A 25,609-nucleotide genomic window follows, 5' to 3' on the forward strand; every position below is an offset into this window, starting at 1 on the left:
TCTACCGTTGTAGCGGGAGAGGAGCGGTGCGATGGGGTCGCCGTTCGAGGACTTGGAAGCCCGCGAGGCGGCTGCCCGGAACCGGGTAGAGGCGCTAGAGCTGGGACAGTCCGACGCGGCGTCACGGTTCACGTGCTGCTGGACTTCGTACACGTCGTCGAATCTGTCTGGGCCGCCGCCCACGCCTTCCACAAACCGGGCACCACCGAGGCCGAGGCCTGGGCGGCCGACCACCTGACCGCGATCCTCGCAGGCCATGCCGCCCGCGCCGCCGACGAAATGGCCGCCCAAGCCGACCGGGAACAACTACTCGCCGCTCGACGCGAAGCCGTCGATGCCTGCCACCGCTACCTGACCGGCCACCTCGACCAACTCCACTACGACACCGCCCTGGCAGGCGGCTGGCCGATCGCCACCGGCGCCGTCGAAGGTGCATGCCGCCACTTGATCGCGGACCGCCTCGACATCGCTCCGCCGATAACCCGCCACGGCAAGCCGATCGGCGACCCGCAAGGCCGGATGACCACCGACGCTGTCTCCGACGTGCTGGAGCTCCAGGGCGAGCGAACCGGCACCCCGGGCCGGTGGCGTTCGCACTCCTCACCGTGCACCCCCGGCCACCACGGGCGCGAGGCTGCGGTGTCCGATCCGGCGCCTACGCTGTCGCGACTGACCGGAGATCTTGGAGCTGGAGGCGGTATGTCCTTGACGTGGCTGGAGACGGAGGGCGGCCCGTTCATCGTGGTTCCACGCGACGCTCTGTCGCACTGGTCGGGAACGGAGGGCGACTACGACCGAGCCTGCGAGGTGGTGGAACTCGTTGGTGTCCTCGATCTTCCTGATGAAGCCGAGGCGCTCGTCCTCGGGGATGAACCGCTCGCCACCGCCTACCTTCCCGAGCACCGAGTGCTCGTCCGTTGGTGCTACGCGGAAGGCGAGGAGGGTGTCGCTGACATCGTCCTGGCCGGACTTCCCACAGCCGAGTGGGATGAAGGCCCCGTACTGAAGACCACGGGCGGCCTTGTCATGTTCGACGCCGCCTACTTTGGCACTGAGGTTGGGACACTCACGGACAGCACCGTTCTCGAACTCCCCGCGGGCCGCTACCGGGTCGAGTCGGCAAGCATCGAGCCCGACCGTCTCACGTCCTTTCGTGTCCACCGATTCGTTGAGATGACCTGACCGGACGTTTTGTGCAGAGAAGGACCAGACTGTTCGCGCCGGTCCCCACGTCAGGGCCCAGCTGCCCTCGGCGCCGACGGGATGATGCGCGTGCGCAGGGTGCCCCGGCACCCAGACACGGACATGCGGACCCCGGCACTTGGGACACTGCGGCACACGATGCGACGCCGACGCTCACCCTCAGAACCAGACCGAACCCAGTACGCCCCACCCGCCAGCGCGCCCGCTGGTCAGGGTGCCGGCGAAGCCGTCGCCAAACGGCCGTTGACCGTGCCTCCGTACGCCATCATGGGGGCCTGACGACTTTCTCGGCACAACGGAGCCTGATGGCACTGACCGAGTACGGCGAGCACGTGGTGGTCGAGGCCAACCATGTCCGAACGGTCCTGCGCACCTTGGACCTGTCGGGCTGGGCGGACTGCGGGCCGGATCTGGCGGCCGCGATCGACCGCACCCGTGAGCAGGCGGCGGCGCAGTGCGGTGCTCCGTTGTGGCGGCTGCCGGCCGAGGACGTGTGGCTGCTGTCCTTCTTCGCCGACGGGCAGGAGCTGTACAGCCTCGATGAAGGGGACGAGGCGACCTACGCGCACCCCAGTGTCTTGGCTGAGCACTGCCTGTGGCACGACGTGCATGAGCAGGCGCCGGCCACCGATGCCGCGCTGGAGGCCATCACCGACGCTGAGGTCGAGCTGATCTTCGCCGAGTACCACCAGCGCGACGAGAACGAGGAGCACGACCAGCGGTCGGGGTGACGGTGTCTCACCGTAGGGCGAATTGGTCGAGCTCGCGCGCGCTGGGCGCGCGCCCTGAGGGCGGTGCTGGTGGCGCCCGCCACTCGGACGGTGGGCGCAGCGAGCGACTGTCGTGTGGGCTTCCCCACCGAGGCGCGGAGCTGTTGTGCTGTGGTGGTCAGAGCAGTAGGGCGGCGAAGACCCACAGGTGAGGGGGCTCGGGCAGGATCGCGTAGTGCACGATCGCGTCGGCGGTGGTGATGACCCGGACCGTGGTGTCCAGGTCGTACCGGTCGGCTTGCGGCCAACTCAGCGGGTCGGACTCGGCCTGTTGCACAGCGATGTGCAGGCGCTTGCGGATGTCGGCAGTCATCGAGCGGATCGTGCGCGCGACCTCGACGGAGTACCGGGCAGGGTGGCGGTCGGTCACCCGAAGACCTCGTCGGTGGTCAGCGCCCCGGCCTCGGGTCGGCCGGCGGCGTTCCAGGCCCGATAGGCGGCGGAAGCGAGGGCGCCGGCACGGTCGATGCGGGCTTCCCTCGTGCCCGCGGCGGCGGACTGATCCGCGCTCAGGAGCCTGATGACGTAGTCCTGCGGGCTCAGGCCGGCTCGGGCGGCCTGCTCGGCGACGTACTCTTCGAGCTGCTCGGGCAGCTCCAGCTGGATCGTCATGCTGACCACGGTAGGGGACGGGTGAGCTGACGTCAGCTGTCTCGCCGACCATTGCGTGCACGGCAGCGCCCGGGCCGGGGCGGTTCCGCCCAGCATCACCTCAGCAAACGGGTGGCCTAACGGCTGTCCCGTAACTGATAGCACCTCGCCCTCAGCGGATGAGCTGGTCCCGCCTCACCGCGAACTCCTCTCGTCCGTCTGGCGTCGTGACGCCGTGCGGCGAGGTGGAGACGGTGACGACCTCGTCGGTCTCCGGCAAGCCGTGGCCTTCGGCGACCACGCAGGCGACCGTGACCTCCACCGGATAGGCCGAGTCCGGGCCGAGCTCGCCCATCGCCGCGAAGATCGGAGCCTTGTCGACCAGTGACCAGCACCGTCCCGTCGCATCCGTGAACTGAACCTCGACCACTCCGGGCCACGGCTCATCGTCCACCCACCGGACCGCCTCACAACGCAGCTCAAACACGAACGCCCCCACAGCCGAACAAGGTCAACAACCAGCGCCAGTATGCCGCGAGACCTCAGCTGTCGACATACGGGACAGCCTTTAGGACAACGGAATCTCGCGCCGGGGCTACGCGCGGACCTGTCCGAGGCCTCGGCAACCAGGCGCGGCACCATGCCATCGGCCGCGGTGCGACCACCGTTACCCTCATCAACGGCGAGCGCGAAGTCACGCTCACCCCGACCGCGGGTGGGCGCTGCACCGGCACGCGCGTCCCTGGCCTGATCGCGCCGCAAGACACCGCCAGTTCGAGGAAACCGCAGCGAGGGGGCAGCCGCGCGCTGCACGCTGTACCGGTCAACCCGTTGAAGTAGGGAGTGGACTGGTGCCGTCGCAGGAAGAACTGAAGGCCGAGCTGCAGCAGCGCGCTACGGACCTGGCCCGCCCCGGCGCCGCCGACGCGAGTGCGATCGATCACGATCGGCTCCGCATCGTTGCCGACACCCCCGCGAAGGCCCTCGACATCGCCCGCCAGTTCGCCGAGCGCTTCCCCGTCTGGCAGGTGAGCGCGGTCAGCAGCCAAGGCGGGCCGCAGTTCACACTCTGGCTCACCGTCCACAAGGGCGAGGCGTAGCCGCTGCTGCCCCTGGCCCTGAGCGAAGAGCACGGGGGCGAGCACAAGCGACCATAACGACGGGGCAAGGGGCCGGTAGGAGGGCCGCAGTCCCATTCGAGCTGCGGCCGGAGGCGAACGGAGCGGCGCGTGGGGGTCAGCGGGCGCTGCCGAGGTTCGGTCGGCCTCGGAACCTTCGAGCAGGAGGGTGGTCTCCTCGATGCGGCGGAAGCGGCCGTCGGGGGCGAACTCGAACGGGAGTCTCGATCGGGTGAGTGCGGCGGCTGCCGTGCATGAAAGCAAGGCCTCTTGGTAGCACGAGGGTGCCTACGCCAAAGAGCGCTCCAGGGGGTCCTGCCGTCGCAGTTCTACGGCATCGCGGGAGCGGGGTCCACTGGTCGCGACCGCGATGCGCGAGGCCCTGCGGGCAGCACCCGACAGCGCGAACCTGCTCGGGGTCGGCGTCGGATGCCGCGGCCCGCTGGACCACGCGGTCAGCGTGCTGCACCAGCCGGCCCGCCTGGGACCGCTTCCCGCCTCAGAATCGGCGCATCGGCTCCTGAGAACGGCGGACCGCCGCAGCGTGTGTAAGACGTCGCTTTGACGGTCTGCCAGCCGCGGCGGGCTTACGGGATGACGATGGAGAACGCCTGGTCCTCCCACACGCCCGGCTTCCCGGTGATGACGAGGAAGGTGTCGGTGCGGGTCCCGCACACGGGGTCCGGCCACATCGAGATCCGGATGTTGTACTCGAAGGCCGTGTACTGCAAGGTGGCGACGGGGACGAGCCGGGTCACGTCCAGCGACTTGTCCTCCAGCTCGACGCAGTAGCGGCCGACGGCGGGCTTGGTGACGCCCGCGATCCCCTTGGACCGGTTGATGCTGCCGTCGGAGTTGACCACGGCGGCAGCCTGCGCGTAGGGGGCGGTGACCTTGGTCCCGGTGCCGGTGGCCGCCCCCGCGGCATCCGTGCAGACGCCTCCCACGAGGAGGCTGAGCACAGCCCCGGCCCAGCCGACCATGCGGATCCTCTTGCTTGCGACCATGCGAATTCCTTCCCCAAGCCAACGCTTCCGGCTTCAACCAGCCCGGCCACCAAGGACCGTACGGGTACAGACCGCCTGACTGCGGACCCCCGGCGGCAAACCCCCCGTTCGAGCGCACCAGAAGCTGACTGCACGTACGGAAAGCGCCGCACGCCCTCACGCTTGGCCTGGTCATCGGGCGCCGGAGCTGGCTCGATGCTCAGGGAATTCCCCACTCGGTTGAAATTACCAAACATTGACATTGACAGCCACGACGCCCGACAGGGCTAACAAAATCGCCAGCATGGCACCAGGATCCAGTCCCATTCCAGCACAGCTCATGACATGAATGCTCAGGAGATCCCCAGTCCGTTGAAATAACAACTTGAGGCAATGGCGACAGACATCGCCACAGGTCACAGGCAAGTTCGAGACAATCGGGTGATTCCGAACAATGTGGCGATAATTCCCAGAAACCCGGGGAACTGTTCGAACGGATCGGGAGTACATCGCTTCCGGTCATTCCCCTGGCATCTCAGTGAGGTAAAAGCATGCGTACTCGTCGGTACATAGCGTCCTCCGTGGCCGCTGGTGTTGTGGTGGCTCTGCTGGCCGGCCCGGTTCCGGCGTTCGCCTCCGGCAGCGGCTCGACCCCGGTGACCGTCCAGATCGCAGCCGGCACGCTCGACATCACCGTGCCGACGAGCTCGGTGAACCTGGGCCTGGTCAACGTGAGCGGCAGCCCACAGACCGTCAGCAGCCAGCTTGGAACGATCTCGGTGACCGATGGGCGCGGTGGTACCGCGGGCTGGACCGTGAGCGCCAACGCGGTCGACTTCACCGGGCCGCAGAACATCTCGGTGTCCGCCCCCGGCTCCAGTAGCTACAGCAGCCCCAACGCCTCGGTCACGGGTACCGCCACCGTCACCAAGTCCGACCTGGCTCCGCTCTACCCGCCAGGTCCCGTCCAGGTCGCCACCGGTGTGTCCGGCATCAACAGCGCCACCTGGAACCCCACCATCTCCGTCACGCTGCCCGCCAACGCCCTTGCCGGGACCTACAGTTCGACGGTCACCCACTCGGTCTCCTGATCAGGACCGATCAGTAGGGGGATTTTCACCGTGCGCAGGCTCATTCCCGTATCGATGCTCACGGCGGGCGTGTTCGCACTGGCCGCCGGCGCCGGCCGCCCAGCGGTCGGTGCCGGCGGGCTGCCCCAAGGGGCGCTCACGGACCAAGTCGGCAGTGTCGGCGTCCGGCTGGTCGACATCCCCGCCGACCTGGCGGATGACCCACGAGCCCGGCAGTACGTCATCGACAACCTGGCGCCGGGCACGACCGTGCACCGACGCATCGAGGTGACCAACAAGACCGCCTCCCTCCTGCACGTCAACGTGTACCCGGACGCGGCCGACATCTCGCACGGTGCCTTCGTGGGCGCTGCGGGAAGGACGGTAAGCGAGCTGACCTCCTGGACCACCATGGAGAAGGAGGGCATCGACATCCCCTCCGGCGCCAGTGTCCGTGACACGGTGACCTTCGCCATCCCGAAGGACGCGCCCCCTGGCGAGAGGTATGGCGTCATCTGGGCACAGGTCGGCGACGAGCACAAGAGCGGCGTCACCCTGGTGAACCGCACCGGCATCCGCGTGTACCTATCGGTGAACGGCGACAACCCCCCGGCACCGAAGTTCAGCATCGACACCATGACCGCCCAGCGCGACGCCACAGGACGAGCGATCGTCCAGGCCCAGGTCCACAACACCGGCGGCCGAGCCCTCGACCTGACCGGCACGCTGAAGCTGGCCCAGGTCAGGGGACAGCTCAACGCGGGCCCCTACACCGTGGAACTGGGCACCAGCCTGGCACCAGGCCAGTCCGAACCGGTGAAGGCAGTGGTGACCGACCCTGTGGAGGACGGGCCGTGGGAGGCCACCTTCGAGCTCAAGAGTGGACTCCTCGACGAGACGTACCATGCGGAGATCACCTTCCCGCGCTCAGGTGTCGGCCCGCCCGTCGCGGCACAGCTCGCCCCGACCTCCACCCGCCTCCCGCACCTCACCCTCGCGCTGATCGCCCTCACCGCTCTGCTCACCGCGGTCCTCACGGCCATCGGCGTCGCCCGCGTCAGGCGGGCAAGGCGTCGATCCGCTCGACGGTCAGGTTGGCGGTGCTGACGACGGGGACTATCAGGGTTCCGGCCCTCTCCCGGGCTTGTGTGGGCGGTGGCGGTGGCACCGCAGAACCGCCGGCAGTCGGCGCACGGCGACCGCGGTGGTGACGGCGTCCACAGGACAGGGGTGCGGTGGCGGGCGGTGCGCTCGGAGCCGGCGTGAGGCCGGTGTGGCCGGGCGCACGGCCGGGCGTGGGGAGACGGTGGGGGCGCGTTCCAGCTGCCTGGCTGACGGCCCCGGGCCCGGCCAGGGCCGTGGAAGGGCGGCCGGCGGGAGCGTGCGCTTCGGCCCTGGCGGTGCCAGCCCCTCTCGTGAGCGGGACGGGACCGGGTACGGCACGGATGCTGAAAACCCTATGCAGCCTGCAGAGTCGTGGCCGAGGGAAATCCGCGCAGGATGTTCGGCGTCGACGCATCGGCCAACGAAGATTCAGCCACCGGACTATCCGCTAAGTGGCTTGACGATCAATCATGAAAATTCTAAGACCTTATGCACCGAGTATGGTGGCGCGAGATGCCGTCGGAGCCCAGCGCCCATCACTCGGCATGTCCAATCGTGCACATGTGCATCGAATGATGCGTGAGAGGTGTCGAGTGAAGGTCCTCATCGCCGGCGGTGGTGGAGTTATTGGCAGCATGATCGCGTCGATCTGCGGGAGCCACGGGCTGGATCCGGTAATTCTGGACACCATCGACGAGCGTTGGTTGGATCCCACGTCGGACTATCCGTACTACAAGGGCAAGGTCACCGACGCCCTAGTGGTCGACCGCATCTTCAGAGATCATCCTGACATTTTCGCGTTCTTCGACTGCTCGGGACTCGCCGGGGGCCCGAGCTCCGGGGATCGGCCGGTCACCCGGCCGCCGGGGCAGCCAGCCGGGCTCGCCGGGGGAATCCAGTTCATCGGGTACGTGGTGCGCAACGGCAGCGCCCAGCTGCTCTCCGGCCCGATCTACCAGATCGCCACCGAGTGCGCGGTCGGTGGGCGGCCCCGCGCCGGCCTTCCCGCTCCGCGCCCCCGCAGGCAGAGGACCTGTCCGGAGGTGACGCGCGGGGACGTGGCCGGCGGCAGCTCTCGCTGCACCGGCGGGGAGTCGGGCGCGGCCACCCCAGACCACGCTCAGCAACACCGCACTGCCCGTCGGTTCACGCCCTCCACCGGGTGAGCATGCGCAGTGCTGCTGCCGGCCGAACCGGCTCGGGTGGCCGGGAGCGGGTGGTGGGCCGGCGGCTCGCCGCTCAGCCGGTGTTCTGGCCCCATGGCGGGCGGGTGCGTGCATGCGGGGGCCGTCGCGAGCATGCCCCAGGCCGGCGCATGGTGGCGGCCAGGCACCGGGACGGCTTGCGAGTGCGGCGCACGCTCGCGAGCAGGCCCGCGAGTCGCCTGGGATGGGTCAGGGTGCCGGTGGTCGTGGGCCAGTGCACCCAGGTGACCGACGGCACGACCTCCCCCTCGGCTCCGGGGGCGTCGGGATCGGGGTCGGGGTCGGGCACTTGGAGGCCCTGGCCTGGCAGGAACAGCTGCACCTGCGGGGCCATGGCTCTGCAGGTCGGGAAGGACCCCAGGGGGATCAGCCAGTACGAGCAGCCGTAGCGGGTGTCGGCGAGGACCGGTCCGACCTCCTCGGATTGCGCGGCGCCCAGGAGCTCCTCCAGCACGCGGGTGCCCGTGCCGTGCGGCATGGCGATGACGTCCCATCGGACGCCGGCAGGCACAGTGACGAGGTGGTCCGGGTCGGTGCCCCATCGGACGACGGCTCCGTCGCGTCGCCGGGGGCCGAGAGCTCCGGCCAGCCACAGTCCGGGGGGCATGGCGGCTGCCTGCTCGGGTGTCATGGGGCGGCGGGGTCCGGTGATGGGCAGTGACATGTGACTCCGTTCTCCGCTGGGAACTACAGGACGGGTCGAGACGCCGCGGACGGACCGTCGGATACCGACTCCGTCAAGGCCCAGGTCCCGCAGCACGTCTCGTCCGTAGAACAAGCATCGAGGAATATGCCGACCACATATGCCAAATGCTATGAGTTACCCCCATATGGGCTAATCGATACTGTCTGTGGGCTGCTCCCCCGGCCGGCGCGAGGAAGACGGCCTGACCTGGGCCACTAGAGGGCGTCTTGGGGCGTGGCGGGCGCCTTCGGGCTCACGCCGGTGGTGATTCCACGACCTGGCCGGACCAACGTGCCACCCTCAACCTGCGAATTCCCGCGATCCGCCGCACACCCGCGAGGATCCGCGAGGTTGCGCCACGGACCTCGAGATCTCACATCAACGCGGGTCAGTCCCCGGCCATGTCGGCGAAGCGGCTGTAGTGGCCCTGGAAGGCCACGGTGATCGTCGCCGTCGGTCCGTTGCGGTGCTTGGCGACGATGAGGTCGGCCTCCCCGGCGCGCGGGGAGTTCTTGTCGTAGATGTCCTCGCGGTGGAGCAGGATGACGATGTCTGCGTCCTGCTCCAGCGAGCCGCTCTCCCGCAGGTCCGAGATCACCGGCTTCTTGTCGGTGCGCTGCTCGGGGCCGCGGTTGAGCTGGGACAGGCCCACGACGGGGACGTCCAGTTGCTTGGCCAGTAGCTTCAGGTCGCGGGAGATGCCGGAGACCTCCTGCTGGCGGGACTCGGGGGTGTGGCCCACGGACTTCATGAGCTGGATGTAGTCGATGACGATCAGGCCGATGTCGTGCTGCCGCTTCATGCACCTCGCCTTCGCGGCGATGTCGACGACGCTCAGGTGCTCGCTGTCGTCGATGAACAGCGGGGCGTTCTCGTAGGCGGGGTAGTGGCGCGCGAAGCGGGACCAGTCCTCAGCGGTCATCTCGCCGGACTTGAGGTGGTGGTGGGGGATGCGGGCGTGCGCGGACATGATCCGCTCCTCGATCTCCTCGCGGCTCATCTCCAGGGAGAACAGCACCGAGGGGATGTTGTTGCTGATCGAGCAGGCTCGGGTGAAGTCGACGGCGAGCGTCGACTTTCCCACCGCCGGGCGGGCGGCGATGATGACGAACTGGCCGCCGCGCAGGCCCTTCGTCAGGAAGTCCACGTCCGCGAAGCCGGTGGAGATGCCCTGGAGCCCGCCCTTGGCGTCCTTACGGGCCTGGATACGGTCGGCCAGCGGCTTCGCTGTGGCGCTCAGCGGGCGGATCTCGTCCAGAGCGCGGCGACCGACGACGTTGAAGAGCTGGCTCTGGGCGGCGTCGACCGCGTTGGCGGCGTCTCCCTCGCCGGCGAACCCCATGCCGGCGATGCGCACACCGGTCTCGCCCAGGCGCCGGAAGATCGCCCGCTCGGAGACGATCGCGGCGTAGTAGCCGGCGCTGCCCGACGACATCGCGTTGTCAACGCAGCGGTGCAGGTACCCGGCGCCTCCGACCCGGGGAAGGTCGCCGCATCGGGCCAGCTCGGCGGCCACGGTGATCGGGTCGGCCGGCTCGCCCTTCGCCTGGAGGTCCAGGATCGCGCGGTGGATGGTGGTGTGCGCCGGGCGGTAGTAGTCCCCGGGGTTGAGGACCTCGACGACGTCGCTGATGACGTCCCGGGAGAGCATCATCGCGCCGAGCGTGGCCATCTCGGCGACCAGGTCGTGCGGCGGCACCCGTTCCAGGCCGCCCAGTTCGGCATGCGTCTCGGGCCGGCCCGGCTCGGTGCGGCCGGCGTCCTCGTACGGGTTTTCGGGTACCCCGGGGTCAGCCAGGTCGCTGTCGGTGATGTCCCTTTGCTGCTGCTGCGGGATAGTCATGATCAGAGCTCCTAGTCGGGGGTCATGCCGGTAACGCGGTACGTCACGGAGGATGTGCGACGGCTCGCAGGCGCGCGTCAGCGTGCGGTGCGCGCCCGCCTGGGGTGGCATCGCGGGCACGGCTCGACGAGGTCGCTGTCCAGGTCTGCGGTCACCACCGTGCGCATCATCAGGCTCAGCGGTTCCTCACCGTTGTTGCACAGGCCGCACCAGTCCGGTAGGCGGTCCGGGCCGGGGGGCCGGGCTGGTGCGGGCTGGTCGACGCCGGTGTCGGCGTCCCCGTCGGCGAAGACGGCCTCGCGCAGTTCCAGGTTGCGTACCCGGTGTTGGAGGAGCGCGCGGTGGGCGCGCGGGGCGCTCTTGCCCTCCTCGTTGCGGATCAGCCATGAGCGGAGCGACAGGTCGAGCTGCCAGCCGGAGTCCTGAGCGCTGGTCAGGAGCTCGGCGGCGAACTTCGCCGCGTCGAGCTTTCCGAAGGCCCACCTTCCGGGCAGGCGTCGCAGGAAGTCCGTCGCCGCCTGGATCCGCTCTGGATCCAGCGCGCGGTCGACTGGCGGTGACCACGCCGGTGCCAGGTCGTCTCCGCGCCGGAGCTGCGGTGGCACGCACGCCTGGCCTCGTGCGAGATGACTGCGGTAGGGGGAGGTAGTTCCTCCTCCTCCTGGGGGGTGTGGGGGGTGGAGGAGGGTCGTGTTGGAAAGCGCACCATCGGTCTGAGCTGCACAGATGTCGGAATCCGACGTGTCGTAGACCGCACCGTCGGCCTGCGACGCGTCGGAAAGCGCACCATCGGCCTGGCCTGCACAGATGTCGGAATCCGACGCGTCGGAGCCGGCCTCGCGGCCCCCATGTGTCGGAATCCGACCTGACGGCCTGACCTGCGCCGCAGCCTCCACCCCGAGGGCGACGTACGCCGGATTGTTGGCAGGGTTGCGGTAGACCCGGAAGACCCAGGCGGGGCGATCGGTGCTCTCGTCGTAGCCGTCCCGCTCGTGGCTCACGTGGCCGGCCTGCTTGAGGCGCCCCAGTACGCCACGCAGCCGGCTGGCGCCCATCTTCCAGCCGCTGCGCCTGAACTCCTCGGCGAGGACGAGGATCCCCGACGGCTGGTCGGGATCTCGCAGCAGCAGCCGGATCAGTACGCCGTAGTCCTCCGGCTGGAGTCCCGGCGAGTGCGCGAGCGCGAAGGGGATGACCACCTCTTCCGGCGTCTCCCACGCTCGTTGGACGGTGGACTGGCTGAACTCCGCGTCGGACATGCCCTTCACGCGGTCACCGCCCTCGCGGCGGTGCGGGTCGGGGCCGGCCCGAGGCGAACGGGCCGCGGGCGCGGTGCGTCCCGTGGGGCGCTGGGCGGTTCCGCCGTACCTGACGGGGTGTCCGGCCGGTGGCGTCGAGTGTCGCGGGCGCCTCGATGGACGTGCGGCTCTGAGTAGACGGGGTTCTCCTATCGGTGAGGGTGCGCTGCGGGGATCCGCGGTGAACGCGAGGTTCGCTCGCCGCGGATCCCCGCGAGGTCACGACGTCTCACGCCGCCTGTGGCGTGCCGTCAGGTGCCTCGCGCGCTTGTCGCAGCCGCCTGTGTCCCTGGTGGCGGGTGCGGGGCAGGGGCCGGTGGCGCCGTTGGCGTGGTGGTGGGTGGCGGGCTCGGGTGCCGTCGTGACGAGCGCCGTCACACCCTGCCGTGCGTCCTGCCCGCACAGGGCCGCGGCCTCGGCCAGTGCCTCTCGGGAGTAGGGGCGCGGGCTCGCGCCCGCGGGGCAGCGTCGGCGGGCGGGGCGGATCGGGCGGGCCTTGCGTTCCACGGTGGCGATCAGGCACGGTCCGGCCACCGTCAGGTCGGCCCCGCGCGGGGCCAGGTGGTGGCGGGCGATGACCGCACCGCCGGTGGTGGTGATCGACAGGTGCAGTTCGTCGAGTCGCTGACGGACCTCGACCACGGCTCCGGCGAGGTCCGCGGGAACGGCGTAGTGGTTGCCGCGGAAGTTGACCAGCCCCTGGGAGGTGACGGTGCGCCGGGTGCAGATCCGGGCGGGAAAGGGCCGCGGGGGCAGGGTCAGCAGGAGCCGGGGGGCGTGGCCTTGAAGGGTGCGCTCCTCCGCTCGCTGGGCGAACTGGTCGAGACTGGCCTGCGCGGCCTGCGCGTCGATGCTGTCGGGGACGGTGCGCCACCAGTGTTGGGTGAGGGAGCGGTGGGCCTCGTCCAGGTCGTTCAGTTCATCCTTCGCGCGGATGGCAATCGTGGTGCCGTAGTACCGCGCCACGTCGGTGAAGGCGGCGGTCAGGCGGCCGGATCGCGCGGAGCACACGGGCGGCAGACGGTCGAACACCCAGCGGCGGCCGGTGCCGCCCAGACAGCGCATGGCCTGGTCCATCGCCTCGACGAACTGCGGCAGCTCGCGGCTCTCGGTCAGCGTGCCGCGCCAGCGGCCCGACCGGGTGAGTGAGGCCAGCAGCACGTGGGCGCGGCCGCCGCAGTGCCAGTGGGCCGGCGCCGCCGGCAGTTCGAGCCAGTCGAACCTCACGTCCTCGGTGGCCGGGTGGCCGCCGACCGCGCTGTATCCGAAGTCGTCCTGGCAGAGCTGGCAGCGCGGGCGGATCAGGTGCCCGCGCACGGCACGGGTGAACGTCGAGTAGCCCCCGCTGTACCCCAGCCTGACGATCTCGGCGTGCAGCACCGTGGCCTGCAGGTGCGGATCGTCGTTGAGTCGCTGCTGGCAGTAGGACGCGTACCGCAGGTACTCGTTGTGGGCGGGCGCCCTGGTACCCGCGATCCGCTGCCCGCTGAGGTAGGACCGCACCGTTTTGCGGTCACGGCCCAGGTGCCGGCCGATCGCCGAAACGGACCACCCCTGGCTGCGCAGGGCACACGCCTCTTCGTATTCCTCCATGCTGAGCATCCAAACCCCTAACCGCCGCGCTTCATCCGTATGAAAGGCCTCGAATTCGTGAGGGCCCCCCAGCACAATGGGGAAACGTAGCATGAAGCTGAGGAGATCACTCTGAAGAAAGGTTTGCTCTCGACCCATACGCACTGGGTAATTTGAGAGAGCATCCTTGATGCTGGATCCGTCGAGGTCGAGGGACCAGAGCAGCCATTCTCGTGCGGAGGGTGGATCGCGGCCCGAGAGGCTGTACGGGGAACCGCTGGAGCACACAGAAATTGAATATCGAACGACGCCCGGATGCCGCACATGCCCGACGTTGGACCCCTCGTTTATGGGGCATGAGTTCAGTGCCCTCAGGGGACCCGGTGCCCTGTGAACGAGAGCCGATCTGCAGCTTCGGAAGGTGGCTGTTCGTCCCTGACAGGCTGAACGCGGCAGGCGACGTGCGGACCGGCTACCTGGCCTGCAACGGCGAGCGGGTGGTCCTGGCGCACTGCTCGCATCTGCTGGCCGACCTCCTGCGGACGATCCGTCAGCTCGAGCGGGACTTCGCCACGGGATGCGGCGTCGACCCGATGCCGGCCAGGGCATGAACTCGCGGGCACAGGCCTGGACATCCATACCCGCGTGCCGCGGGCTGACCAGCATGCGGAGCTTGCCATGTACGACCCGATAGGCGACTTCTTTCCCACCTACGGCGCCACCGTCTACGCCCGGCAGGAGCGCCCTCCCCAGGTCATGGTGGGCGAGGAGCCCACCTGGTACGAGGCGGGCCCCACTCCGGTGGGGCCCTGGCCCACCAACGCGGCTGTGGGGGCGATGGGGCCGTGGACGCAGGCGGATGTCTTCGAGGACGTCTTCGTCGAGCGAACCGGGCCCTTCGAGGACGAGCCGGCGCCCGCCCATGCCGAGGCCCCGGTGATCCGCCGTCACCGACGGCGTCCCGACCAGACGCCCCGCCCGTGGGACCAGATCGTGGCCTGCGCGGTCGGCGGGCTGAGTGCGGTCATGGTCGCCGCGGTCTGCCTGCTGGGCTGGGTCCTGTCCTACAACCCGCTGCACGACCTCGCGCGCTCCCAGGTGCCACGCGGGCTGTCGGTCCTGTGGCCGCTCGTCATCTACGGTCCGTGGTTCATCAGTTGCCTCTCAGCTGTCCGTGCGGCGCTCGACGGGCGTCAGCTGCGGCACTCCTGGATCGTGATGATCGTCTTCTCCATCGGCGCGGCTGGCTTGTGCATCGCCACCTCCGCCCACGCCCCGCTCAACATGCTGGTCGCCGGCCTGCCGCCGCTCGCGGGCCTGATCTCCCTGCACCAGCTCGTGCGTCAGCTCGATCAAGGTCGACGCGGCGAGCACCGACCCGGGCGCGGCTTCACGGTTAACCGGCGCTCCAGGTGAGGACCCGCGCGCACCGCCGCTGGCGGGGCGCGCCCATGCGACAACGGCGCAGCCGCACCGGCGTTGGGGCGGCTGCGCCAAGGTGCAACGCCGAGAGCGCGTCAAAGGTCGCCATGTGACAGCCTGCGCCCACCAGCTGAAGCGCCAGCCACCCACACCCATCCACGAGCTTCCGTGGGGTAGCGCTAGGTCCGTGGCGGGGCGACTGCGTGTGGACGGGGGTCCTCGTGGGCGCTGGTGGAGGCGGCCGGGTGCTGGCGTTGCTGGGGCACCGCGGCCTCCTCGCGGTCCGAGGTCGGCAGGACCAGGTGGCAGGAGACGGTCTTGCTGCCGTCCGGGTGCACCTCGCAGTGCCAGGAGCCGGCGATGTGGGCGATCAGCAGCAGCCCGCGCCCGTTCTCCTGATCGCTGGTCGCCGCGCCGGTGCGCGGCGCCCCCAGCGAGTGGCCCCGGGCCGCCAGCGACAGCGACGTCTCGTGGCGGACGACCGCGAGCCTGATCGGCCACTCGTCCCGGGCGTGCTGGATGGCGTTGGTCGCTAATTCGCTGGCCAGGAGCTCGGCGTCGTCGCGCAGGTGCTCCAGCCGCCAGTCCCTGAGCGCCGCCGTGACCATGCGCCGGACCTGGCGCACGCACTCCGGCCGAGGTGGGAACACCAGGGTGCGGTGCGTCTCGTCGCTGTGCTCCGCGGCGCGGGGCCGCTCTGAGGGGGTCATCGGCGTCACCTGGATCTGCGCGGGAGGCGTCGGCGGGTCGACCTGAGTGTCCGGACGGGCGGAGCGGACGGTGAGAGCCTGAAAGGTGTTGATGTTCTGCGCCTTACGGGTTCGTCGTGGTCGGTGGACTGTCGTGGTCGGCGGCCCGGCCGCGGCCGGTGACGGCGTCCGCCCCTTGGGCCGCTACGGGTGCCGCTGCAGGGGTCGAGGGCGGGCCGTCGTCGCCGGTCAGGCTCAGGCCCAAGTGCTCGGCCAGGCCGGTGGCCAGCGCGGTCAGGGTCGGGTGCTGCCAGACGAAGTCGGCGGAGAGCCTGGTGTGCAGGGCCGACTCCAGGCGGGTGCGCAGTTCGATCCTCAGCAGCGAGTCGAAGCCGAGTGCCTTCAGCGGGGTCTGGGGGTCCAGCATGGCGCTGCCGAGCCGCAGCACCGTTCGGATGTGCTCGGCCAGGTAGTCCTCCAGCGCGGTGCGTCGGGCCAGTCCGGGTTCGACCGAGCGCAGTTCGGCCTGGATGTCGCGGGCATCGGCCTGCTGCCCTCCCGGCGCCCGCCTGCCGTGGGTGAGGTTGGCGAACAGCGAGGAGTGGCGGCCGGCCGCGGGGATCCAGGTGTCCGGCTCGCCGGGGATGACGCCGGTGCGCACCCGCTGGTGGGTCAACAGGGTGGCGAGGGCCTGCAGGCCCTGCGCGGTGGGGATGGTCTGGTAGCCGCGGGCGGCGAAGTCCTGGGCGACGCCCACCTCACCCCACGGGCCCCAGTTGACGGCCAGCGTGCGCAGGCCCTGGGCGCTGCGCCAGGTGGCCAGCGCGTCGAGCCAGGCGTTGGCGGCGGCGTAGGCGCCCTGGCCGGGGTTGCCGAGTAGGGAGGCCATGGAGGAGTACAGGACGAACCAGTCGAGGTCCAGGGCGCTGGTGGCCTCGTGGAGGCGCCACGCGCCGGTGGCCTTGGGGCGCCAGACCCGTTCGAGTTGGTCGTCGGTGATGTTGGTGACCGCGGCGTCGTCGAGGACCATGGCCGCGTGGACGATGCCGCGCAGCGGCCGGCCATCGGCGGTGGCGGCGGTCACGAGGCGCTCGGCGGTTCCCTGTTCGGCGATGTCGCCGAGCAGGACGGTGATCTGGGTGCCGTGCTCGCGCAGTTGCGCGAGGGTCTGCTCGGCGGCCGGGGAGGGGGTCGTGCGTCCGTTGAGGACGAGGTGGCGAGCGCCCTGGCCGGCCAGCCAGCACGCGGTTGCCAGGCCGAGGCCGCGCAGCCCACCGGTGATGAGGTAGGCACCGTCCCTGTGGACCGCGGACGGCGCCTGGCGGAGCGTGGCGGTGGTGTCGCCTTCCTGGGGCACCGTCAGGATCAGCTTGCCGATGTGGCCGGCGCCGGCCATCAGGCGCAGCGCGTCGGCGGCTCGGTCCATGGGGTAGGTCCGGTGGGGCAGGGGGGTGAGGGTTGCCTGGTCGAACTCGGCGAGGACCTCGCGCATCACCGTGGCGAAGGTGTCGGGGCGGGTGTTCTGGAGCTCGATGAGGTCGACCGCGCTGATGGTGATGTTGTGGCGCAGCGGTGCCAGCCCGAGTGGGGTGTCGGCGAGGATGTCGCGTACGCCCAGCTCGACGAATCGGCCGAAGGGCCGCAGGGTCTCCAGGCCCGCCCGGATGGCGGGGCCGGACAGTGAGTTGAGGACGACGTCGACGCCTTGGCCGTCGGTGGCGGCGCGGGTCTGCTCGGCGAAGTCCAGGGAGCGGGAGTCCATCACGTGCTGGATGCCCAGGTCGCGCAGGTGGCGGCGCTTGTCGGGGCTGCCCGCGGTGGCGAGTACCTCGGCGCCCAGCAGGGTCGCGACGGCGACCGCGGCCAGGCCGGTGCCGCCGGTGGCGCTGTGGATGAGGACCCGCTCCCCCACCTTCAGGGCGCCGATGTGGCGCAGGGCGTACCAGGCGGTGAGGAACGCGGTGGGCAGGCCTGCGGCCGCCTCGGGGTCCATCCCTTCGGGGACGGGTGCCACGGCGGTGGCGGGGACGGTGACGAAGGTGGAGAAGGCGCCGCCGCGCAGGTCGACGACGAGTACCGTGTCGCCGGCGCGCACGGTCTCGACGCCGGGTCCGACCTTGGTGACGAGGCCGGCGGCCTCGAAGCCGATGCGGTAGCCGGCGTTCTCGTCGGTGGCCAGGAGGCCCATGGAGGTGAGTACGTCGCGGAAGTTCACGCCCGCCGCCTGGACGCGCACTTCGACCTCGCCCGGCCCGGGAGCCTGTCTGGGCGTCAGGACGGGGCCCAGGGCGTCGAGGTCGCCGAGCCGGGCGCACCGCAGCTGGAATCGGTCGGCGCCGTAGCGGACGGTGCGGGTGGTGGCTGCTGTTCGTTCGCCCTCGGAGAGTGGGGTGTAGGCCAGGTGGGCGACGTGGCGCTCTCCGTCGCGCAGGAGCACCTCGTCCTCGGTGGTGGCGCCGAGCAGTTCGCGGGCGGCGGCGACCAGGTCCAGGTCGGTGGCGCCGGTGTCGATGAGGGTGGCGCGCAGGGCGGGGTGTTCCTGGGTCAGCACGCGGACCAGACCGCGCAGTGCGCTCTGTCCCAGGTCGGCGGGCTGGCCCGCTTCCAGGTTCTGGGCGCAGCGTGTGACGGCGTACAGGCGTGGGGGCTCGGGTTGGGCGGCGGCGGCTTGGGCGATGGCGAGTAGGCGACGCACCCGGCGCAGGGCTTGCGTGCCGGGGTCGCGCTGCCCGGTGGGGGGTGCGCACAGCAGGACGACGGCTTGCGGCGGTTTGAACGGGGTGTTCCAGTCGTGGGTGAGGGAGGTGCGCAGGCGGTCGAGGCGGTCGGCGCCCACGTCGGCGTCCAGGGTGTTGGCGGTGGCTCCCTGGGCGCGCAGGGCTTGGGCCAGTGCGGTGGCCGAGCCGTCGGACTCGCCGATGACGAGCCAGTCCCCCGTGGTGGTGCGGGCTGCCGGGTCGCGCGGCGCGGGCTGCCAGTGGGGTTCGAGGAACCAGCGGTCGACGTCGCCGTCGCGGCCCTGTGCGCGGTGGCGCAGGAAGCGCAGGGACTCGATGTCGAGGACGGGGTTGCCGCTCGCGTCCAGCAGCCGGACATCGCCGACGATGGCGTCGGCGTCGGCGGGGGTGAGTCGGGCGTGGGCGTACACGGCGGTCTCGGGGTCGCCGAGGATCCGCAGGGTCTTCACGTGGACGGGCAGGACCAGGCCGTGACCGGGGTCCTGGATCAGGACGGCCACGACGAGTTGTGCGCACAGGTCGAGGAGGACCGGGTGGATTCGCAGGGTGTGGGGGGTGGTTCGGGCGGTGGCGGGGATGGTGACGCGCGCCCAGAAGCTGTCGTTTCCCGTCGAGGCGTGCAGTTCGGTGATGCCGGTGAAGGCTGGCCCGTGCTGGAGGCCGCGGGCGCGCAGGCTCTCGTAGAGCGCGTCGGGGTCCAGGGCGACGGGGTGCTGCGCGGCCAGCTCGGTCATGGAGACCGGCAGTGCCGGTGGGGGTGTGGTGGTGCGTCGCAGCACGGCGCGGGCCTGGCGTACCCAGGTGCCGTCCTTGCCCGGGCCGTAGACGTCGCAGTCGGCGCGGTCGGCTCCTTGTTGGGTGACGGTGGTGCTCAGGGGGGTGTGCTCGGCCAGGTGCATCAGTTCGAGGAAGTGGATGTCGGTTGCTTCAACTTCGTACGGTGTGGTGCCGAAGACTTCGCAGGCCGCGGTGAGCGCCAGCGCGCAGGAGGCGGCGCCGGGCAGCACGGCGGCGCCGTGGACGCGGTGGTCCGTCATCCAGTCGATGGCGTCGGTTCCGGCGTCGGCCTGCCAGTGGTGGCGCAGTTGGGGGCCCGGGACCAGGGTGTGCCGGCCCGGCAGGGTGGCGTCCGCGTGGTGGGATGTGCGCGGGTTGGTGGGGTGTTGGGTGGTGTCGGCCCAGTAGGGGCGGCGGTCGAAGGTGAGCGGTGGGACGTCGGCGAGGCTGCCGTCGGCGTACAGGTGGGCCCAGTCGATGGTGACGCCGGCGCAGTGCAGGGCGGCGAGCTGGGTCCGGAAGGTGGCCAGTTCGTCTTCGCGGCGGCGTAGGGTCGGCAGGATGACGGGGTGGTGGAGCAGCCCGGAGAGGTTCTGTGCGATGGGCTGGGTGACCACGGGTTGGGGCGAGATCTCGATGTAGATCTGGTGGCGGTCGGTGGCGGCGGCGGCCACGGCGGCGGCGAAGCGGACCGGGCGGCGCAGGTTGGCGCACCAGTAGGCGGCGTCGAAGAGCGGGGTCTCGCGGGGGTTGTCCAAGACGGTGGAGTAGAAGGGTATGGCGGGCTCGCGCGGGGCCAGGTCGGCGAGGGCGGTGCTGAGGTCGGCGAGCAGCGGGTCGACCTGGGGGCAGTGGGAGGCGACGTCGACGGCGATCGCGTGGGCGGAGATGCCGCGGGACTGCCAGGTGGCGATCAGCTGCCGCACGGCGGCGGTGGTGCCGGCCACGACGGTGGACCCGGGGGCGGCGATGACCGCGACGGAGACCGAGTTGGTGGCGCCCAGCGCGGTCAGTTCGTTCTCGATCGCGTCGCTGTCCAGGGCGACGCTCGCCATGGTGCCGGCGCCGGCGATGCGGGTGAGCAGGGCGGAGCGCCGGCAGATGACCCGCACGCCGTCGGCCAGGCTCAGGGCTCCGGCGGTGACGGCGGCGGCGACTTCGCCCATGGAGTGGCCGATGACGGCGGCCGGTTCCACTCCGTGGGCGCGCCAGGTGGCGGCCAGCGCGACCTGTACGGCGAACAGGGCCGGCTGGACACGGCCGCAGCCCTCCAGCCGGTCTGCGGCGCGTACTGCGTCGAGGACGGAGAAGCCGGCTTCGGCTGCGATGAGCGTGTCTGCTTCGGCGAGGGCTTCGGCGAAGGCGGGGTCCTGCTGGAGGAGGGTCTGGCCCATGCCCTGCCACTGGGAGCCCTGGCCGGAGAAGACCCACACCGGGTGTCGGCTGATGCCGGCGCCCACGGCGCCGCGCACGACGCCCGGGTGGGCGTGGCCGGCTTCGAAGGCGTGCAGGGCACGGATCAGCTCGTTGTGCGAGGTGGCCACCACGCCCAGTCGCCCGCGGCCCAGTGAGCGGCGCAGGGCGAGCGTGTGGGCGATGTCGCGTAGGGGGATGTCGGCGCCGTCGGTGGTGAGCCAGTGGGCAAGTCGGCGGGCGGCTGTGGGGAGCACGTCCGGGGAGCCGGCCGGCACCAGGATGACCTCGGGGCCGGCGGTGTGGGGGGCCGCGGTGGTGCGTTGTGCGGGGATGGGTACCCGGTCGCCTGCGAGGGCGGGGTGGGTGGGGACGCCGGTGAAGCCGGTCGACCGCACCGGGCCGGCGGGTGCCGGGAGGGCCAGCGGGGTGGGTGCCTGCTGCAGGATGACGTGGGCGTTGGTCCCGGAGAAGCCGAAGGAGGAGACCGCGGCCAGTCGGGAGGCGGTCTGGGTGGGCCAGGGTGACAGGGAGGTGGGCACAAACAAGCGGGTGCCCTCGGCGTCGATGGCCGGGTTCCAGCGGGTGAAGTGAAGGTTGGGCGGGACCAGTGCGTGCTGCAGGCAGAGCACGGCCTTAATGAGGCCCACGACTCCGGCGGCGGGTTCCAGGTGTCCCAGGTTGGTCTTGACCGATCCGAGCGCGCAGCGGCCCTGGCCCACGCCGTAGACGGCGGCGACGCTGGAGAACTCGATCGGGTCGCCCACCGGTGTGCCCGTGCCGTGGGTCTCGATCATGCCGACTTCGCGGGGGTCGGTTCCGGCATGGGCCAGGGCCTGGCGGAACAGGGCCCGCTGGGCGCAGGCGGAGGGGGCGGCCAGGCCGTCGCTGCGGCCGTCCTGGTTGACTGCCGAGCCGCGGACCACGGCCAGGACGCGGTCGCCCTCGCGCAGCGCGTCGCGCAGGCGTTTGAGGACGACGACGCCGCTGCCCTCGCCGCGGACGAAGCCGTCGGCGGCGGTGTCGAAGGTGTGGCAGCGGCCGGTGGGCGAGAGCATCCCCATGCGGGCGAAGGACTGGGTGGTCCTGGCGCCGAGCATGAGGGTGACGCCGCCGGCCAGGGCGAGGTCGCACTCCTCGTCGCGCAGGGACTGACAGGCAAGGTGGAGTGCGACCAGGGAGGAGGAGCAGGCGGTGTCCAGTGCGACGCAGGGTCCCTGCAGTCCCAGCAGGTAGGAGATGCGGCCGGCGGCGACGCAGTGGCCGTTGGTGAGGATCGATCCCTCGAGCTCGCGGGGCGCGCCGGCGAGGGACTCCATGTAGTCGGTGTAGCTCAGGCCCGCGAACAGGCCGGTGGGGGTTCCACCGAGTTGGTCGGGTGCGATGCCGGCGTGCTCCAGTGCTTCCCAGGCCACCTCCAGCAGCAGTCGGTGCTGGGGGTCGAGGACCTCCGCCTCCTTGCCGGAGACGCCGAAGAAGTCGGCGTCGAAGCCGGCGACGTCCCGCAGGTAGCCGCCTTGACGGAGCGTGGTCGGGTGCGGGTGCTCGGGTGACTGCGCCAGGGTGCGGCTGGGCAGCGGGTGGCCGACCGCGTCGCGTCCCTCCACGAGCAGGCGCCAGAGCGCGGCGGGCGAGTCGATGTCGCCGGGGAGCCTGCATCCCATGCCGACGACGGCGATGTGCGAACCGGCGTGATCGTCTTGGTGGCTCACTGACGGGTCCTCCTGGTCGGCTGAGCGGGCTGAGCGTCGGCTGGGGATGGGCGGTCGGGGGTGAGGGCCGGGCGCGGGAGACGGGAGCCGGGAGCCGGGAGCCGGGCGAGGCTCGCAGCGGTGGGCCGGCTTGCGGCGGCGGCCCGCTCCCGCCGGTCGTTGTGGCTAGGCGGCGTCCGGGGTGCCGAGGAGGAGGGCGCTCTTGACGCCGCCGATCTGGTAGTTGCAACTCAGCGCGTAGTCGAAGTTCAGGGGCTGGGCGACGGTGCCGGGCAGGGGGTTGAAGCTGAGGTTCGCCGCCGGCTCCTCGCAGTTCGCGGTGGGGCAGACCTTCGAGCGCTCCATCATCAGCAGCGTCAGTGCGACGCCGAGGGCTCCCGCGGGGGCGCCGTTGTGACCGAAGCAGGCTTCCTGCGACGTCATCAGCAGGTCCGCCACGTCGGTGCCGTAGAGCTGTCGGGCGGCGTTCGACTCGAAGGCGGTCACCACCACGTCGCCGTCGCTGCCGCCGTGGATGTAGGGCACTTGGTCGATGGACCAGCGGTCGCCGAGGCAGGTACGGATGGCGGCCACCAGGGAGGCGCCGCTCTCGTCGCTGGCCAGGGGGTTCGAGAGGCCGTCACGGGTCATGCCGTGGGCCAGGACCTGGCCGTAGGTGTGGGCTCCGCGTCGGTCTGCGTGATCGCGGCTCTCCAGGACGAGGGTCACCGAGCCCTCGCCGTGGTTCACGCAGTCGGCCCGCCGGTCGTAGGGCCGCATGATCCGGTCGAACGACGGGAGGAGCTCGGGCATGCCGTCGACCCGGATCTCGTCGTAGGTGCGTTGGGCGCCGTGGAGCAGCCGCTGGACGTTGTGGATCACGTCGACGCCGAAGACGTCGACGCCGGTGACGACGGCGATGTCTATGTCGCCGTCGGCGATCATGCGGCGGGCGTTGCCGATCTGCACGGCGGAGGATGCGCAGCCGCAGGAGACGGTGAAGCAGGGGCCGGTCGTACGGGTGACTCCCCCTTGGACCAGTGCGACGTCCGAAGGCGTCAGCGCCTGCTGGGCTCTGACGAACAGTTCCATCGCCTGTTGGGGACTGGTCGCCTTGGCGTCGGCCTGCAGGACGGCGAGGTAGCTGGGGATGTTGGCGTCGATGCCCCCGCGGCCGGCCAGGACCGCCGCGTCGCCCAGGTCGCCGGCGCGGATGTCCAGTTCGGCGTCGGCGCAGGCCTCGACCAGTGACACCAGGCCGAAGCGGTGCGCGTCGGTGTAGTGCCGCGAGAAGATCCCCGGAAGGTCGGGCAGGCGGCTGTCGAACGCGTCCCAGGACAGGTTCACCGAGCCGTAGTAGATGCCGTTGTGGGTGAGGCAGGACCGTCCGTGGGAGGCCACGTCCCACACCTGGTCTGCCGTGAACACCGGCTCGCTGTCGCCCGGGAGGCAGAACCCCATGCCGGTGACCATGGTGTCGCGCGGGCCCGTGCCCCTGCTGCCCGTCGTGGCAGCGTGCCTTCTCACAGCACACCTCCGAAAGCGTGCCGGGAAAGCTGGATCGCCACCGCGATCACTGCGAACTCACTCATCGGTGCTCATCTCTGTGTCAGATAGGAGGTGGGGCCGAGCCGGCCGTGCGGGCCCGGCTGGCGCGGGCCCCGGGCGGGGTCCCGGACTGGTCGACGCGGGACGGGCCGGACCGGAGGCGGGCCGGGCCGGGCCGCGGCGTGTTCGTTGAGGGCCTGCGAGCGGTCGTGGTGGGCTGTCGGCCGCTCACGCACGCCCCAGTGGCCTACTCCGCGATGGCGGTTCGATAGGACCAGCGGTAGACGGGGGCCGGCTCGCCGTCGAAGTCATCGTATTCCTCGGTGAATTCGAAGTGCTCGTACCCATTGCCGCGAAGAATGCTCAGCCGGCCGTCGACCTCATCGGCCGGAACCTCCTGGACCCGCGGGAGATCATCCGGCCCTCCCCTCAGGAGAACGACTACCAAACGACGCACTGCACTCACCTCATCCCAGGCGAGAAATCCGAACACCACTGCCCGGAAAACGACATCACCAGGAATTACCGTAGCCCAGGACCGAGGCTCGTGAAGAGCGCGGAACAGCTCGGAAAGGTAGTGCAAGGAGCAGATTGGGGCGCGCCCAAGCATGACTGCATCAGACAGTGTGGCGCCAACAACATCGCGGCACGACCCGGGGCGATCGAGCGGTGGTCGACCACACGCGGCCGGGGATGATCCTACAATGCGCGAGGCGGAATCCGCAGCTGGTTTCATGAATGCGACAACTTCGGCGCGCTCGCCCTTCCCCAGGCTCCAGCGCTAGCAAATCAGCAGGTCAGAATGCATGGGGCGACTGTAGTAGGTGGATTATGGATACTTTTTCAGATGCCCGCCAAAACGCCCACCAATGCATGTCGAGCATGCCAGCTATTGAGGCCGAGGCGTCGACTCTGATCATTTTCATGGCGAAGCAAAAAGATCTTTGCCAGTCCCACGGAGGGCTGGAACTCAAGGCTTGATCAATGTTTACCGGGCCTTAGTCGGCCATTATCCGCAGGGCCTGAAAGGGGTCACGCCGCGCTCCGCCGGACGGTACTCATGTGGCGACTCAGAGCCATCTCCTCCGGTAGTCACCGGCGCACTCCGGCGCATGCGAACACCCATATGTGCCTGCCAGCATCTGACGGCATGTCAGATATGGAAAGCCCATTGCTGTCCCCGAAAACCGGACCTAGCTTCGAATGAAAGCGCTTCCGGTGGGCCTATCATGCGGCCCGCCGCGCTCGGGAAACCGGAAAGAGGAACGCAATGGCACCGATTCTGCTCACGCTCGTGCCTCCGCAGGGACCGACGACGGGAGGAAACCCCGCGATCCTCGTCGGCACCGGCCTGTCCGGGGCCACCGCGGTGATGTTCGGCACCACGCCGGCCGCCACCTTCAACGTCATGTTCGACGGCGCCATCACCGCCACTGTCCCGCCGGGCACCGGCTCGGTTCAGGTCACGGTGGTCACCCCGTCGGGCACCAGCAACGCCGCCACCTACACCTACGTGGAGGCGGCCCCGCCCACCATCCTCGCCCTGGTGCCGCCGATCGGCCTGGCCCTGGGCGGCATCCCGGTCCTCATCGCCGGTTCCGGGCTGTCCGGGGCCACCGCGGTGATGTTCGGCGCCACCCCGGCCAGCACCTTCACGGTTCTGAGCGACGGCGCCATCCTGGCCACCTCGCCGCCCGGAAGCGGCACGGTCCAGGTCACGGTGGTCACGACCGCCGGTGTCAGCAACGGAGCGTCCTACACCTACGTGTAGGACGCTCCCGATCCGCGGACCCCGCGGACCGCTCCCGTCCGGTGATCGCCGATCCGTGACGGACGGCGGCACCCGGGGTCCCCGGAACGCAAAGAGCTCCGACAGCGCCACGGCG

At 70.4% G+C, this 25,609-nt stretch carries 21 protein-coding genes and 2 pseudogenes; 10 read left to right on the forward strand and 13 right to left on the reverse strand.

All coding sequences use genetic code 11. The annotated features are described in order from the left end of the window. Positions 1-99: 99 nt before the first annotated feature. From ABD323_RS16785 to ABD323_RS16795, 3 genes and pseudogenes are all read left to right on the forward strand, one after another. Positions 100-468 (forward strand): annotated as a pseudogene (locus tag ABD323_RS16785) (ISKra4 family transposase); the annotation flags it as partial. A gap of 231 nt (positions 469-699) precedes the next feature. After that, a complete protein-coding gene (locus ABD323_RS16790) occupies positions 700-1,182 on the forward strand; it encodes an Imm21 family immunity protein (RefSeq protein ID WP_344442434.1) in 483 nt (160 codons plus the stop codon). Positions 1,183-1,508: 326 nt separating this feature from the next. Next, the gene (locus ABD323_RS16795; protein WP_344442412.1) at positions 1,509-1,934 is read left to right on the forward strand and encodes a hypothetical protein; all 426 of its coding nucleotides are present in this window, start codon (positions 1,509-1,511) and stop codon (positions 1,932-1,934) included. 157 nt (positions 1,935-2,091) lie between these two features. Here ABD323_RS16795 and ABD323_RS16800 read toward each other — a convergent pair whose 3' ends face one another. From ABD323_RS16800 to ABD323_RS16810, 3 genes are all read right to left on the reverse strand, one after another. Continuing rightward, a complete protein-coding gene (locus ABD323_RS16800; RefSeq protein WP_344442413.1) occupies positions 2,092-2,286 on the reverse strand; it encodes a hypothetical protein in 195 nt (64 codons plus the stop codon). 53 nt (positions 2,287-2,339) lie between these two features. Further along, positions 2,340-2,585, reverse strand: coding sequence for a hypothetical protein (locus tag ABD323_RS16805; protein WP_344442414.1), 246 nt, complete (start codon positions 2,583-2,585; stop codon positions 2,340-2,342). Between the two features lie 151 nt (positions 2,586-2,736). Further along, a complete protein-coding gene (locus ABD323_RS16810) occupies positions 2,737-3,018 on the reverse strand; it encodes a hypothetical protein (RefSeq protein WP_344442415.1) in 282 nt (93 codons plus the stop codon). A gap of 397 nt (positions 3,019-3,415) precedes the next feature. Here ABD323_RS16810 and ABD323_RS16815 point away from each other — a divergent pair, with 397 nt between their 5' ends. Next, on the forward strand, positions 3,416-3,664 hold the full coding sequence (locus ABD323_RS16815) for a hypothetical protein (protein WP_344442435.1): 249 nt from the start codon (positions 3,416-3,418) through the stop codon (positions 3,662-3,664). Between the two features lie 136 nt (positions 3,665-3,800). On the opposite strand, the pseudogene ABD323_RS16820 reads toward ABD323_RS16815, so the two are convergent. After that, a pseudogene (locus ABD323_RS16820) lies at positions 3,801-3,895 on the reverse strand (nuclear transport factor 2 family protein); the annotation flags it as partial. 374 nt (positions 3,896-4,269) lie between these two features. Next, the gene (locus tag ABD323_RS16825; RefSeq protein WP_344442416.1) at positions 4,270-4,689 is read right to left on the reverse strand and encodes a hypothetical protein; all 420 of its coding nucleotides are present in this window, start codon (positions 4,687-4,689) and stop codon (positions 4,270-4,272) included. Positions 4,690-5,249: 560 nt separating this feature from the next. Between ABD323_RS16825 and ABD323_RS16830 the strand changes: the two genes are divergently transcribed. The 3 genes from ABD323_RS16830 to ABD323_RS16840 all read left to right on the forward strand — a co-directional run bounded on the left by ABD323_RS16830 (position 5,250) and on the right by ABD323_RS16840 (position 8,008). Then, positions 5,250-5,759, forward strand: a complete 510-nt coding sequence (locus ABD323_RS16830) for a hypothetical protein (RefSeq protein WP_344442417.1) — start codon at positions 5,250-5,252, stop codon at positions 5,757-5,759. A 30-nt stretch (positions 5,760-5,789) separates the two neighbouring features. Continuing rightward, positions 5,790-6,845, forward strand: coding sequence for a hypothetical protein (locus tag ABD323_RS16835; protein WP_344442418.1), 1,056 nt, complete (start codon positions 5,790-5,792; stop codon positions 6,843-6,845). Positions 6,846-7,435: 590 nt separating this feature from the next. After that, the gene (locus ABD323_RS16840; RefSeq protein ID WP_344442419.1) at positions 7,436-8,008 is read left to right on the forward strand and encodes a Rossmann-fold NAD(P)-binding domain-containing protein; all 573 of its coding nucleotides are present in this window, start codon (positions 7,436-7,438) and stop codon (positions 8,006-8,008) included. Positions 8,009-8,081: 73 nt separating this feature from the next. Here ABD323_RS16840 and ABD323_RS16845 read toward each other — a convergent pair whose 3' ends face one another. The 4 genes from ABD323_RS16845 to ABD323_RS16860 form a co-directional block, all read right to left on the reverse strand. Next, positions 8,082-8,525 (reverse strand): hypothetical protein, encoded by a 444-nt coding sequence (locus tag ABD323_RS16845; protein WP_344442420.1) that lies wholly within the window; start codon positions 8,523-8,525, stop codon positions 8,082-8,084. A 595-nt stretch (positions 8,526-9,120) separates the two neighbouring features. Beyond that, positions 9,121-10,575, reverse strand: a complete 1,455-nt coding sequence (gene dnaB / locus ABD323_RS16850; RefSeq protein ID WP_344442422.1) for a replicative DNA helicase — start codon at positions 10,573-10,575, stop codon at positions 9,121-9,123. Between the two features lie 77 nt (positions 10,576-10,652). Next, the gene (locus tag ABD323_RS16855) at positions 10,653-11,843 is read right to left on the reverse strand and encodes a hypothetical protein (RefSeq protein ID WP_344442423.1); all 1,191 of its coding nucleotides are present in this window, start codon (positions 11,841-11,843) and stop codon (positions 10,653-10,655) included. Positions 11,844-12,092: 249 nt separating this feature from the next. Beyond that, entirely contained in the window at positions 12,093-13,466 is a 1,374-nt protein-coding gene (locus ABD323_RS16860) for a Mu transposase domain-containing protein (RefSeq protein WP_344442425.1), read from the reverse strand. 440 nt (positions 13,467-13,906) lie between these two features. Between ABD323_RS16860 and ABD323_RS16865 the strand changes: the two genes are divergently transcribed. Both ABD323_RS16865 and ABD323_RS16870 read left to right on the forward strand, forming a co-directional pair. Next, positions 13,907-14,056 (forward strand): hypothetical protein, encoded by a 150-nt coding sequence (locus tag ABD323_RS16865; RefSeq protein ID WP_344442426.1) that lies wholly within the window; start codon positions 13,907-13,909, stop codon positions 14,054-14,056. 67 nt (positions 14,057-14,123) lie between these two features. Further along, positions 14,124-14,861, forward strand: a complete 738-nt coding sequence (locus ABD323_RS16870) for a DUF2637 domain-containing protein (protein WP_344442427.1) — start codon at positions 14,124-14,126, stop codon at positions 14,859-14,861. 185 nt (positions 14,862-15,046) lie between these two features. Here ABD323_RS16870 and ABD323_RS16875 read toward each other — a convergent pair whose 3' ends face one another. The 4 genes from ABD323_RS16875 to ABD323_RS16890 all read right to left on the reverse strand — a co-directional run bounded on the left by ABD323_RS16875 (position 15,047) and on the right by ABD323_RS16890 (position 24,306). After that, a complete protein-coding gene (locus tag ABD323_RS16875; protein ID WP_344442428.1) occupies positions 15,047-15,577 on the reverse strand; it encodes an ATP-binding protein in 531 nt (176 codons plus the stop codon). Between the two features lie 103 nt (positions 15,578-15,680). Next, on the reverse strand, positions 15,681-22,196 hold the full coding sequence (locus ABD323_RS16880; protein ID WP_344442429.1) for an SDR family NAD(P)-dependent oxidoreductase: 6,516 nt from the start codon (positions 22,194-22,196) through the stop codon (positions 15,681-15,683). A 165-nt stretch (positions 22,197-22,361) separates the two neighbouring features. Further along, on the reverse strand, positions 22,362-23,636 hold the full coding sequence (locus tag ABD323_RS16885; RefSeq protein WP_344442430.1) for a beta-ketoacyl synthase N-terminal-like domain-containing protein: 1,275 nt from the start codon (positions 23,634-23,636) through the stop codon (positions 22,362-22,364). 334 nt (positions 23,637-23,970) lie between these two features. Further along, the gene (locus tag ABD323_RS16890) at positions 23,971-24,306 is read right to left on the reverse strand and encodes a DUF5988 family protein (protein WP_344442431.1); all 336 of its coding nucleotides are present in this window, start codon (positions 24,304-24,306) and stop codon (positions 23,971-23,973) included. A gap of 687 nt (positions 24,307-24,993) precedes the next feature. On the opposite strand from ABD323_RS16890, the gene ABD323_RS16895 reads away from it, so the two are divergent. Beyond that, a complete protein-coding gene (locus ABD323_RS16895) occupies positions 24,994-25,494 on the forward strand; it encodes an IPT/TIG domain-containing protein (RefSeq protein WP_344442432.1) in 501 nt (166 codons plus the stop codon). Positions 25,495-25,609 lie beyond the last annotated feature (115 nt).

The sequence above is a fragment of the Kitasatospora nipponensis genome (assembly GCF_039528135.1).
GTDB classification, from domain to species: domain Bacteria; phylum Actinomycetota; class Actinomycetes; order Streptomycetales; family Streptomycetaceae; genus Kitasatospora; species Kitasatospora nipponensis.